Origin of the sequence: Dyadobacter sp. BE31 (assembly GCF_031457695.1) — a bacterium.
Taxonomy (GTDB): Bacteria; Bacteroidota; Bacteroidia; order Cytophagales; family Spirosomataceae; genus Dyadobacter.
Genome location: NZ_JAVDXA010000001.1, coordinates 1,347,342 through 1,360,670, shown reverse-complemented (window position 1 = coordinate 1,360,670; position 13,329 = coordinate 1,347,342). Strand labels below are relative to the sequence as shown.

Sequence of the window (13,329 nt, the reverse complement as noted above, 5' to 3'; positions counted from 1 at the left end):
TGCCAAATTATTATACTATTTAAGCATAAGTTAAAATAAGTAGGCACTAAAACCAAATATCAGGGCAAAGAAAAAGCCGGCCCGGAAACCCGGACCGGCCTGTATTTTAGCTATTTAAGTTTTGCTTACAAGTTCAAAGCGGCATTCATTGACCGAACGGCCTCCGCTGACTTTTCAAACGCCGCTTTTTCGGCATCGCTCAGGCGCAGGTTGATGATTTTTTCCCAGCCTCCTCGACCCAATACCACCGGTACTCCCATACAAATGTCCTTCTGGCCGTACTCGCCATTCAGGTAAACGCTGCAAGGCACAACGCGCTTCTGGTTGCGGACAATGCTTTCCACGAGCATCATTGTGGCGGCGCCTGGCGCGTACCATGCCGAAGTACCGATCAGTTTCGTGAGCGTGGCTCCGCCTACCATTGTGTCGGCCGCTACTTTTTCGAGCTGGTCGGCCGAGAGGAAGCGGCTTACCGGGATCCCGTTGTAGGTCGCCAGGCGAGTCAATGGGATCATGGTTGTATCACCGTGCCCGCCGATTACCATTCCGTGAATGTCCAGCGGCGAAACGTCCATGGCCAATGCGAGATAGGTTTTGAAACGTGCACTATCCAATGCGCCGCCCATACCGATCAGCCGTTTTTTGGGAATACCCGATTCTTTCAAAGCCAGGTAAGTCATGGTATCCATCGGATTGGAAACCACGATCACGATCGCTTTCGGCGAATATTTCAGAAGGTTTTCTGTAACTCCCTTTACGATTCCTGCATTGATGCCGATCAGCTCTTCGCGGGTCATACCCGGCTTACGAGGCAGCCCCGAAGTGATCACCACCACATCCGAGCCTTTGGTTTTCTCGTAATCATTGGTCGAGCCGATGGGCTTGGTGTTGAATCCCAGCAAAGCGGCTGTCTGGTACATATCCAGTGACTTACCTTCGCTGACACCCTCTTTGATATCCAGCAACACCACTTCTTCTGCCAGCTCACGACGAATGATATTATCGGCAGTGGTTGCGCCTACCGCACCCGCACCTACAACAGTAATCTTCATAGGGAAATATGGTTAATTGTATAGAAATTGATGCTTTTTATATTTTTTCCTAAAAGTATGATACATAATTTGTTTAAACCAAGCGGAAATTGATTTTTTGCCGCAAAACCTCCGGTGACCATCCGGAACGCAATTTTTTCCGTAAGTTGATAGTTATAATGGCTTTATAAACCACTTTTCCCTGCTTTGTACAATGAATGACGAGTCAATGATTTCGCGGATTTTACAGTCGATATTTTTTAGGAATGCCAAAGGGAAAGCAGGACGTTACGCCAGAAATTCTACCCGCTTGTTCGAGCTTGCCAAAGAGGTGCTCGGGAAGCTCCAGACGGTGGGCTTCAAAGGAAACCTCTCCGAGTTTCAGTCGAGTGTTCAGCTGCTGCTCCGCATGGTGAAGGCGTATGCCTCCGGCGAATATAAAGCGCTTCCATGGAAAAGTCTGGTGTCGATAGTCGCTGTGCTCATTTATTTCGTATCTCCCATAGACCTTATTCCTGACTTCCTGCCGGTTATCGGTATCACCGACGACGTCGCGCTCGTGCTATGGCTCATCAAGACGCTGGGTAACGATATTCAGAAATTTGCCGATTGGGAGAAGGCCGCCAAGACAATTAATATCGGATAAAAGTCGCGGCAGGTCTGGTTGTTATTAAAAAGAATAGTTATTTTTGTAAACATTAATAAAAGAAACAGATATGGAATCAATAACCGTTTTAGGAATTATGGGGTTGGGCGGACAGGAGATCTTCCTGGTTGCTCTGTTCGTGTTGCTTTTCTTCGGAGCAAAGAAAATCCCAGAACTTATGCGCGGTTTGGGGCAGGGTATCAATGAGTTCAAGAACGCTACTAAAGACGTTAAGGAAAATATTGAAAAAAGCATGGAAGACCCCAAATAACGCTTCCATCTTATCGAAGGTTTGATCCAGAGCCATTAAGCTACCACTTAACGGCTCTGATTCTTTATTTACAACCCCACAAAAAAATTGCCTTGAAAGAGTATCTGACGCTGGCCGAAATTCAGAGAGATCTACGTGAAGAAGGTTTGACGTGCGTCAAGTTGGTTGACCACTATTTGGAAAAAATAGAGGCTAACAAGCATCTCAACGCTTTCGTTGAAGTTTATACAGAGGAAGCAAAAAAGGCCGCCCTGGCCGTGGATGCCAAGATCGCCAATGGTACTGCCGGAAAGCTGGCAGGGATGGTGATCGGTCTTAAAGATGTGCTTTCACTCACTGGCCACGGCTTGCAGGCCGGAAGCCAGATCCTGCAAAATTATACAGCACCCTATACCGCAACCGCCGTGCAGCGGCTCATCGATGAGGACGCGATCATCATCGGGCGGCAAAACTGCGACGAGTTTGCGATGGGTTCTTCGAATGAAAACTCTTCGTTCGGACCGGTGCTGAATGCTGTTAACAATGCCAAAGTTCCGGGCGGGTCGTCGGGAGGATCGGCAGTAGCTGTTCAGGCCGGGCTTTGCCATGCTTCGCTGGGAAGCGATACGGGCGGTTCGGTGCGCCAGCCGGCTGCATTCTGCGGGGTGATCGGCGTGAAACCTTCCTACGGGCGCGTTTCGCGTTACGGACTCATTGCCTATGCTTCGTCGTTCGACTGCATTGGTCCCATTACCAAAAGCGTTGCGGACTCCGCATTGCTTCTCGAAGTAATGTCCGGTGCCGATGATTTCGACAGCACGGTTTCGGAACGTCCGGTTCCCGCTTACACGGCCAACCTGGAATGGAACGGCAAAGCCAAAATCGGGTATATCCGGAGCGCGGTGGAGAATGAAGCGATTGCTCCCGAGATTCGCCGGCAGACATCCGAAGTGCTCAACCGCCTGCGCGCGGAAGGGCATGAAGTGACCGGGATCGATATGCCTTTGCTGGATTCGCTTTTGCCTACTTATTATATTCTGACCACCGCCGAGGCGAGTTCGAACCTGTCGCGTTTCGATGGCGTGCGGTACGGTTACCGCAGCCCCGAATCCGTGGATTTGGAAAGCATGTACAAAAAGACTCGTACAGAAGGTTTTGGCGATGAGGTAAGGAGAAGAATACTATTGGGTACTTTCGTATTAAGTGCAAATTATTATGATGCATACTATACCAAGGCGCAACGCGTTAGAAGATTGGTGCGGGAGGAAACGAGCCGGTTTTTTGAGCAGTTCGATTTCCTGATTTCCCCGGTAACACCTACCACAGCTTTTACGATTGGTGAAAAGACGGAAGATCCGTTACAAATGTATCTGGCCGATATTTTCACCGTGCAGGCGAATGTCGTGGGCAACCCTGCGGTATCCATTCCAAACGGGCTGGACGACCAGGGAATGCCTATCGGGATTCAAATCATGGCCCCTTACTTCGGAGAGGAGAAAATGTTGGCATTTGCCAACTACCTTACTGAGTTGAATAAGGAAGAGGCCGTAGCATAGAATCAGGCATTTGAATGTGAACGCTGTACTGATAACCAGTGTTTTAAAGAAAATTATCATGCCAGAATAACCGGCGACCATGTTACGTTATTCTGAATGAAGATATTGTGTGAGTATTAAAATGTATTAGAGATTATTCTGATTCATCTGGCCAATTCAAACTGAGAAGGACCCTTCTATCTGTGAATCGATCATCAACAGGTATAAGCCATTGAAAACCGTGAATTGATTAACCTTCAAAAAACATTTATTAATGAGGATTTCGAAAAGAGTATTGTGGCTCGGAGCCATGTGTGCAGGGTTTTGGAATGCGCCTGTGATGGCGATGGTTCCACAGGTGAGTTTGACGTCCGGGCAGGATACAGTTGAGACTATTGCTCAGGAAGAAGATGATTTGATGCCGTCACTCCCGGAGGTCGAGGAAATCGGAGCCAATCCGGCAGTACCGCAAGAGCTTTTGAAAGAACGGTTTGCAAAGCTTGAAAAGTCAATTCCGCTTACTTACCACAAATCTTCGCACGAATTCGTAGAGTACTTTATCTACAAAAAGGCAAAATTTACGCAGACGATGATGGAGCGCATGCCGCTCTATTTTCCTCTTTTCGAAAAGGCACTTGCCAAACACGGGCTGCCTACCGAGTTGAAATACCTTTCGATGATCGAGTCGGGGCTGAACCCGACGGTTATTTCCCACGCACGGGCAGGAGGCCTCTGGCAGTTCATGCCGGCCACCGGGCGGGAATTCGGTCTTTACCAGGATAAATACATTGATGAACGCTTCGAGCCGGCAAAGGCAACCGAAGCAGCTTGTCTTTATCTCAAACAGCTTTACAATATCTTCGGCGACTGGGAACTTGCGCTGGCTTCGTATAATACAGGACCGGGCAACGTGAAACGCGCCATGCGCCGCTCGCGCGGGACTACCTTCTGGACGATCTACAATGTCCTTCCCCGCGAAACGCGGTCCTACGTGCCGCAGTATGTAGCGATGAACTACATGATGAACTACGGGTACGATCACGGCATTTTTCCTGAAAATACGGAGTTTCAGATACCCAACGATACCATCCATATCAACGGCTACATCGATCTTGCAACGTTTTGTGACAATGCCAGCATCGATTTTGAAGTACTCAAAAAGCTGAATCCGCAAATCACCAAGACGATCCTTCCGGATCAGACGCGTGACTTCGTTTTGAAGGTGCCCAGCGTGCGCTTCACTTACCTGACGAGCAACCGGGCGGCGATTATGGATTCCTGCACCCGGAAATACCTTCGCTCCGGTGTGATGGTGGCGAAAGCCGACAGCACCAAAACAGATTCACTGGGCGGCAACGGATCGTTCCCTTACGTACTCGCATCGAACGTACAGAATGTATCGGATGATGAAAATTATGACGAAGACGGCGAGGAAGAAACGATCCAGCGGAGCCGTACCAAACGCGTATCGTACACCGTCCGCCGAGGCGATAATGTAGCCGGCATCGCGCGGAAATATGGAGTATCGGTAGCGGCGGTCCGCAAATGGAACCACATCCGCCGCAACAATATCCGCAAAGGGCAGCGCCTCGTGATCTACAAAGAGGTAAAAGAAGCTGTGCCGGCAACCCGTATCGCAGCCAAAGCAAGGCCACAGCAGGATGAAGAGCAAGTGGCGAAGCAGCAGCGTCATACCCGGAAACGTTATCATACCGTACAAAAAGGAGATACATTATGGATTATTTCGCAGCGATACGGTCTGGAAATCGGTCAGTTGAAAAAGCGGAACAAGATCAGGGGCAACTCGATCAAGCCTGGTCAAAAACTGATCATTTCTACCTAGAAATTAACGCTTCAACATACACATACTATTTTTATGATTGCCTACGTTAACGGGATTGTAACTTATAAAGACCCAGCGTACGCTATCATCGATGTCAACGGAGTAGGTTACGAGGTCAGGATCTCATTACAGACCTACACTTCGCTCCCCGACATTGGTGCCCGGTGCAAGCTGGTAACGTTTCTCAATATACGGGAAGATGCCCACGTCCTTTACGGTTTTTGGGGGAATGATGAGAAGAAACTGTTCCTGGATCTGACAAGTATTTCAGGAATCGGGCCGTCGACAGCGCTCGTGATGCTTTCTTCGCTTTCATCCTCGGAAATCCGGCAGGGGATCATTGATGAAGACCTGCGCCTGATACAGTCTATCAAAGGCATAGGGTCCAAGACTGCTCAACGCGTAATCCTCGAACTAAGAGACAAAATTCGAAAGGAAGAACTCGTTTCAACAGGTACCAAATCTGCTGAAACGTCGTCAAGCACTCTGCGGAGTGAAGCGTTGGCTGCGCTCGTTACTTTGGGTATTCCCAAACCGACGGCGGAGAAAAGTCTGGATGCCATCATCAAGCGTGAGGGGCAATCCATTAGCGTTGAAAATCTGATCAAACTAGCGTTACGTTAACCGGAACTGCAATGATATTTGGTGAAAAATTTTACAACCGTAAAATCGTGTTGATGGATTTGTTTGTAAATACAACCTTCTCTAAATAAGTATATTACCTTGTCATCAACGATCTACTCATTTCTTTTTAAGGTATTAAGCATTTCGGCCGGAGCGGCGTTACTCGTAAACGTTTCGGGCGGCAAGGATGAACCATATTCGGAGCAGGCACAGGAATGGGCCATACTTGCGGACACGCTTAAAGAAGATACCACCAAGAAAAACATCGACAGATCGGGCTCTCAGCTCATCATGCGATGGAAGGATTATTATTCCAACCGCCTCACAGAACCGCGGCCGCGTTCGCCATTCTATCTTCGGGAGCCTAGCAATATCTCCACCAACATTACGCTCGACAGTGCAGGGAAAGTTGCAGTGACCGAGAAAATTCAGACTCCGGGTGCCTCCACACCGGGTGCCGCCGCACCGGGTGGACCCGCGCCAGGCATTGCCATGCCGGGTGGTACATTGAATTACCGCTATCCCGAGCGGATGGATCTCGAAACGTATGACAAGATCCAGGAAGACCGCGCATTCAAAAGTCTCCTGCGCGAGTACGCGGGCAGGCAGGACGGCAACAGCGCTATGGGTGCGCGCGGGCTGCTACCCAAGCTCGACCTGCCTCCGGGGTTGACCAAGCTGCTCGGGGATGATTTCGTGAATTTCAAACCTACCGGTTTTGTATCGCTGGACCTCGGGCTTATGCACCAGTTCCTCGATAACCCCGCTATCCCGATCCGCCAGCGGAAGAATACCCAGTTCATTTTCAATGAGCAGATCAATATCAACTTTGACGCCAAGCTCGGCGACCAGCTCGGGTTTCAGACCAACTTCGATACCAAGGCCAACTTCAATTTCGAGAATGCGATCAAGTTGAACTATAAAAACCCGGAGGAGAGCTTTATCCGGAAAATAGAGGCGGGTAATATCAACTGGGCCATCAATAGCCAGCTGATCCCGGGTGTCCAGAATTTGTTTGGTTTGAAAACGGAATTCCAGTTCGGACGCCTGAACGCCACTTTTGTTGCTTCACAACAGAAATCCAGCAAAGAGCGGATCACACTCCGCGGCGGTGCGCAAAGCCGTGATTTTGAATTACGGGCCGATACTTACGACGAGAACCGCAACTTCTTCCTTTCCCAGTATTTCCGGAACATTTATGAAAGTTCGCTGCAAAACACACCGACGATTACTTCCGGGGTGACTGTGACGCGTCTGGAAGTATATGTGACTAACCGGACAACCACTACCGAGTCGCTGCGCAATATTGTGGGTTTTGCCGATTTGGGGGAGCCTGCACCTTACCGTGCCGGAAATCCTAACTTGCAGCCGGTGCGTTCCACGTCGCCGGCGAGCAACGACGCTAACGGCCTTTACAAGAAACTATCGGACAACACAGCTTTTCGCCAGGTAGACAATACCAATACCGCCATTGCGGGCCTCGGCCTTGAAAAAACCATCGATTATGAATTGCTGCGCGGTGCGAAACGGTTGATCCTCGATCGTGACTATACATTCCACCCGCAGCTTGGCTACATCTCGCTTACGAACGCGCTCCGCAACGACGAAGTCCTTGCGGTTTCTTATGAATACACTCTGAATGGCCGTGCTTTCAAGGTAGGGGAACTTACCGAGGATTATCAGGCGAGAAAGGATAATGAAGTAATCGCGCTGAAATTGCTGAAATCATCGACTATCCGGAACAACACCAAGTTGCCGATGTGGGATCTGATGATGAAGAACATTTATTCGCTTGGTACGAGCCAGATCGACAAGCAAGGGTTCCAGTTGAGGGTGATTTACAAAGACGACCAGACCGGTATCGATAACCCGAATTTGCAGGAAAGTAGCATCGCCAATATCCCGCTGATCCGCCTCTCCGGCCTCGACCGCCTGAACCCGGTCAATGACCTGCAACCCGATGGTAACTTCGATTTTGTGGATGGTATCACGATGGATAGCAAGACAGGCCGTATCATTTTCCCCGTACTCGAACCATTTGGTAGCAACCTATCCAAAAAGTTTGGTCCCGGTGAGGACGTGTACCGCAACAAATATGTGTTCAACGAGCTGTACCGCACGACGATGATCGACGCGCAGCAGGTTTCGGAACGCAACAAGTTCTTCATTAAGGGTGCTTACCAATCGAGTGGGGGAGCTGAGGTGCAGCTGCCATTCGGCGTGCTGGAAACTTCCGTAACCGTAACCTCGGGCGGCGTGCCGCTTGCTCCGGGTTCGGATTACATCGTGGAAGCGCAGATCGGCCGTGTACGGATTTTAAATTCCAGTGTGCTTGCCTCGGGACGTGAGATCGTGATCGAGTACGAGCGCCCGGATATGTTCCAGAACCAGATCAGGACTTTGGTAGGAACACGCCTTGATTATGTGGTCAATCGCAACCTGAGTGTCGGTCTGACGGCCATGAAATACAAGGAGCGTACCGCGGGCTTCCTTTCGAGGGTGTCTATCGGGAACGAACCGGTGAACAATACCATGCTCGGGTTTGATGTGAACTTCCGCAAGGATGCACCATTCCTAACGAAATGGCTGGATGCATTGCCGCTGATACAGACGAAGGAAATGTCGTCTATCCAGTTCAAAGGGGAATTTGCCAAATTGCTTCCCGGCGTTTCCAAAGATGTGAACAACCGCTCTCTGGTGGACGACTTCGAGGCCGCACGCACGGTGTATGATCTGTCGCGCCAGCCTCAGAAATGGCGCCTCGCCGCGGTGCCCACCAAATTCAGGGATGGATTTACAGGTAAAGACCTGAACTACGGCTATAAGCGTGCCAAGATTTCGGCCTATAGCGTCGATAACATCTTCGGGGGAGCGCAGGGGCTCGGAGGGGGGTACCAGCCGCCTACCAACTTCGATGATACGGATCGCAAAAACTATTACGAACGACTTTACCTGCCTAACCAGATTTTTCCCAACCGTCCTATTGCGGGGTTGGTAACATATCCGCAGCAGATACTGGATATTGCTTATTATCCAAGCGAGCGCGGAATGTACAACTACAATACCGATCTCAATCCGGACGGCCGCATGAAAAATCCGAGAAACAATTTCGGGGCATTGAGCCGTGCGATTACGTCGGATAACGATTTTGATAACGCCAATATCGAAAGCATCGAATTCTGGATGCTCGATCCGTTCATCAATGATGGCACTGAAAAAAGCCATATCAGGGATGGTTTTTCTAAACAATCGAACACTACCGGTGGAAAGCTGGTATTTAACCTCGGGGATATTTCAGAAGATGTAATCCCTGATGAGCGCTACAACTTTGAAAACGGACTGCCGCTTGTTCCCAAGCAAGTGGGAGTTAACGTAGATTCAACAGCCTGGGGCTATGCTACCAAATCGCAATACCTGATCAATGCATTCAGCAATGAGACTGGCGCCCGTGAGAAGCAGGATGTGGGCTTGGATGGTTTGACCAACGAAGAAGAGCGTGCTTTCTTTAAAACCTTCATCGACCGCCTTCCAGCAAACCTGACGGCCGAAGCACGTGCGAAGATCCTTGCCGACCCCTCCGGTGACGATTTCCAGTTTTTCCTGGGCGCCGACCTCGATGCCGAGGATAAGAAAGTGCTGGAACGTTATAAGAACTACATCGGGATGGAGAACAACTCGCCCGAAAGCCAGGGGAGGTCTGTAGATGTAACGCCGGCGTCGACGAATATTCCCGACGGAGAGGATATGAATGTCGATAACACCATCAACGACAATGAATCCTACTATGAATATGAGATAGACCTGAAACCCGGCCAACTCGCGGTGGGTAATGGTTATATTGTCGATAAAACGGTGAATACCGAGGATGGCCAGAGCTGGTACCTGTTCCGCGTTCCGATCAAGGAGTTTTCGGGAATGGTGGGAAGTATGAACGGTTTCAAGTCGATCCGCTTCATGCGCATGTACCTGACCGACTTCCAACAGCCGGTGGTACTTCGTTTTGCACAATTGCAAATGGTAGGGCAGCAGTATCGTAAATACACCTACAACCTGGATGCTCCGGGCTTGCAGGAAGTTCCGGAGCCTTATGACGCGAAATTTACAGTTGGAACAGTAAGTATTGAGGAAAATGGTCAGGCAAATGGCGCTACGAACAAGTATGTATATAAAATCCCGCCTACCTGGAAACGGGATCAGGACAATACGCAGCGTCCGCCATTGCAGCTGAACGAGCAATCGATGAGCCTTTGTGTGACCGGCCTTCGCGATGGGGATTCACGGGCAGTTTTCAAAAATGTGAACCTCGACTTGCTTTTCCGCAAGCGCTTGCGCATGTATGTACACATGCAGAACGAGCAGGACGAAGACAATATGGTGGGCGCATTTATGCGGATCGGTACCGACCTTACCCAGAACTACTATGAGATCGACCTTTCTGCCCTGAAAGCTACCCGGCCGGGAGAACAACCTGATACGGAAGTATGGCCGGAGAGCAATGAGGTCAACATTGCATTGGCAGACCTGGTAGATGCAAAGGCGCAGCGCAACCGGCAAATCGATAAAAATCTGAGTGTGCCCTTCACCGTTCTGAGCTCCGACAGAAGATACAAACTGACCGTAGTAGGTAACCCGGATCTGAGCGCAGTAAAAGTGATGATGATCGGTGTCCGCAACCCGAAATCGGTGGATGAGCGTGCGAAGACGTTTTGTATCTGGGTGGATGAAATGCACGTCGAAGGTTTCGACGATACCGGCGGTATGGCGGCCATTGCACAGCTGAACGCGAAACTGGCCGACTTTGCGACATTAACCGCGTCCGGCCGGATCGAGACGTTCGGTTTCGGTACCGTGCAACAGCGCATTGGTGAGCGCACGCGGAACTTTACTTCGGAATACGGATTCTCTTCCAATATTGCGTTGGATAAATTGCTGCCTGCCAACTGGGGTTTCCAGATCCCGCTGTTTGTAAGCTACGACCGGCGAAATGTGAAACCGCATTTCGATCCGCTCGACCCGGATACGCCATTGAGTACCTCGCTCGATAACCTCCGAACGGACGAGGAACGCGACGGTTACAGGCGAATGGTAGAGGAAAATGCCGTCAAGCGAGGGTTCAACTTCTCGAACGTCCGGAAGATCAAGACCAAACCGGGCGCGAAAAACCATTTCTTCGATTTTGAAAACTTCGCATTCAGTTATGCATTCAGTGACGATAAACGGAGGAATATCCTGACGCAGGAATACAACCAGCGAGCCTACCGGGCCGGCATCTCGTACATGTATGCAAGCCAGCCGAAAGCTATCGAGCCATTCAAGAAATGGAAGGCAACGGGGCGTTGGGCGGAGTTTATCAAGGAGTTCAATGTGACGTTGCTACCGAATATGGTATCGCTGCGTACCGATGTGGATCGCCGCTTCCTGAAAACCCAGCTGCGCAATGCCGACCTCACGACCGACGGTATCCAGCCGCTATATGAAAAATACTTCTGGTTCAACCGCTATTACGATTTCGGCTGGAACCTGACGCGCAACATGACGTTGACCTACGCCGCCACCGCCAACTCGATCATCGACGAGCCGGAAGGCGACATCAACACCAGCGTTAAGAAGGATTCGCTTTGGAGCAATTTTAAAAAGCTGGGACGTATCAAGAATTTCGACCAGAAAATTGACCTGACGTACCGCCTGCCGCTTGACAAAATTCCGGTGTTGGACTGGATGTCGGCAGACTACAAGCATTCCATTGGCTACAACTACCAGGCCAATGCATTGAACCTGAAAGACACGACGGGGCTGCCGTTCGGAGATATTATCCGTAACAGCCGCGAGCGGGGTGTTACCGGGAAGGTGGATTTTGTATTGCTTTACAACAAACTCCGCTACCTCAAATTCGCGAATACACCGTCCGTTGCGAGAAAGAACTTTGCGCGCAGCCCGGGTGATATCGAGGACATCGATATGCGCACGACCGACATTGTCAAGAGCCTTACAAGAGCCTTGATGACTGTGCGTGGTATCAACGTCAGCTACTCGGTTCTGGAAACGACGGCATTGCCGGGTTATCTGAGGGCGCCTAAGTACTTCGGGCTCGATAATGCCAATGCACCGGGGCTCGGCTTCGTGCTGGGCCAGCAGGACAGAAACTTCCAGATGAAAGCAGCGGAGAAAGGCTGGATTACGAAAAGCAAGCAGCAGAATATGCCCTTCCAGCAGACAATCGCCAAGAACTTCTCGGCGAATACCACATTGGAGCCCTTTAAGGATTTCAGGCTGATCATCGAAGCGCGGTTGACGCGGCAGGATGCTTACCAGGAGTTCTACCGGCCCGATTCGTCCGGGAATTTTGCGTCACAAAGCCCGCTGCGGAATGGGCAGTTCAGTATGTCGTTCATGTCGTTCCGGACGGCATTTGCCAAGATGCGCCGCGACAACTCTTCTCCGGTTTTCGATAAGTTCCGTGCTTACCGGGCTATCCTGCGTGACCGTCTGAACGCGGAGAACAAGAATGGTGGCGAATACAACGAAACTTCGCAAGACGTATTGATTTCGGCATTCTTTGCGGCATATACCGGTAAGGACCCGAAAACGGTGCGCACCAACCCATTCCTGAAATTCCCGATGCCCAACTGGGATTTGAGTTATACAGGCCTTTCGTCGATCCCGGCGTTTAAGCGGTTGTTCAGCTCGTTCACATTGCGGCATAAGTATATGTCCAATTACAGCGTCGGCAACTTCACCTCGTCGCTCGACTACGAGGCGCTTTATGTAAATCTTGCCGTGACGGGTTATCCATTATCGTCCCGATTGAACGACCTTGGACAGTACGTGCCGGTATTTGCGATGAGTACCATTACGCTATCCGAGAAATTCCAGCCACTTGTGGGCGTGGAAATGCGGACGCAGAGCCGGGTGACGGCGCGCGTGGAGTACAACCGCGACCGTACCATCGCCTTGAACCTCTCGAACTCGCAGGTAGCGGAGCTCTTCAACCAGGACATTACGGTCAACATTGGCTTTACCAAAAACAATGTGCCGCTGCCGTTCAAGATCAATGGCGTGAAGAAGAAGCTGAAAAACGACATGACGATGCAGCTCGCGATGACGTTCCGCGATACCCGCTCGATCCAGCGGAAGTTCGATGGGGAGAATATCCCGATCGCCGGAAACATCAACTTCCAGCTGCGCCCGACGGTGAATTACATGGTCAACAACCGTTTGAGCGTACAATTCTATTTCGATCGCACGTTCAACGACCCGCTGGTTTCCAACTCCTTCTACCGCGCGAGTACAGCCGGCGGCGTGCAGCTGAAGTTCAATTTGGCTGAATAACATTTTGATTTGGAAAATACAGCTTACATCGTGTAATTTGCGCTCCAAAGATGTTCACTACTTACCTGATT

The 13,329-nt window shown here is 50.4% G+C and carries 7 protein-coding genes; 6 read left to right on the top strand and 1 reads right to left on the bottom strand.

Going from position 1 to position 13,329, the window contains the following annotated elements:
• Positions 1-125: 125 nt before the first annotated feature.
• Positions 126-1,052: a malate dehydrogenase gene (gene mdh, locus J2Y43_RS05620; protein ID WP_309980863.1), complete on the bottom strand. Its 927-nt coding sequence runs from the start codon at positions 1,050-1,052 to the stop codon at positions 126-128.
• Positions 1,053-1,260: 208 nt separating this feature from the next.
• Here mdh and J2Y43_RS05615 point away from each other — a divergent pair, with 208 nt between their 5' ends.
• From J2Y43_RS05615 to sprA, 6 genes are all read left to right on the top strand, one after another.
• Positions 1,261-1,677, top strand: a complete 417-nt coding sequence (locus J2Y43_RS05615; protein WP_309980864.1) for a YkvA family protein — start codon at positions 1,261-1,263, stop codon at positions 1,675-1,677.
• 70 nt (positions 1,678-1,747) lie between these two features.
• Positions 1,748-1,948, top strand: a complete 201-nt coding sequence (locus tag J2Y43_RS05610; protein ID WP_015813903.1) for a twin-arginine translocase TatA/TatE family subunit — start codon at positions 1,748-1,750, stop codon at positions 1,946-1,948.
• Between the two features lie 92 nt (positions 1,949-2,040).
• Positions 2,041-3,483 carry an Asp-tRNA(Asn)/Glu-tRNA(Gln) amidotransferase subunit GatA gene (gene gatA, locus J2Y43_RS05605; protein ID WP_309980865.1) on the top strand — a complete coding sequence of 481 codons (1,443 nt, stop codon included), beginning with the start codon at positions 2,041-2,043 and terminating at the stop codon, positions 3,481-3,483.
• A gap of 253 nt (positions 3,484-3,736) precedes the next feature.
• Positions 3,737-5,305 (top strand): LysM peptidoglycan-binding domain-containing protein, encoded by a 1,569-nt coding sequence (locus J2Y43_RS05600; protein WP_309980866.1) that lies wholly within the window; start codon positions 3,737-3,739, stop codon positions 5,303-5,305.
• A gap of 33 nt (positions 5,306-5,338) precedes the next feature.
• Positions 5,339-5,929, top strand: a complete 591-nt coding sequence (gene ruvA, locus J2Y43_RS05595) for a Holliday junction branch migration protein RuvA (protein ID WP_223402144.1) — start codon at positions 5,339-5,341, stop codon at positions 5,927-5,929.
• 99 nt (positions 5,930-6,028) lie between these two features.
• Complete coding sequence (gene sprA, locus J2Y43_RS05590; RefSeq protein ID WP_309980867.1) at positions 6,029-13,258, top strand: cell surface protein SprA; 7,230 nt, start codon at positions 6,029-6,031, stop codon at positions 13,256-13,258.
• The last annotated feature ends 71 nt before the right edge of the window (positions 13,259-13,329 follow it).

Coding starts and splice junctions, on each gene's coding strand:
- mdh (WP_309980863.1), bottom strand. CDS start 1,052: ATGAAGATTACTGTTGTAGGTGCGGGTGCGGTAGGCGCAACCACTGCC.
- J2Y43_RS05615 (WP_309980864.1), top strand. CDS start 1,261: ATGATTTCGCGGATTTTACAGTCGATATTTTTTAGGAATGCCAAAGGG.
- J2Y43_RS05610 (WP_015813903.1), top strand. CDS start 1,748: ATGGAATCAATAACCGTTTTAGGAATTATGGGGTTGGGCGGACAGGAG.
- J2Y43_RS05600 (WP_309980866.1), top strand. CDS start 3,737: ATGAGGATTTCGAAAAGAGTATTGTGGCTCGGAGCCATGTGTGCAGGG.
- ruvA (WP_223402144.1), top strand. CDS start 5,339: ATGATTGCCTACGTTAACGGGATTGTAACTTATAAAGACCCAGCGTAC.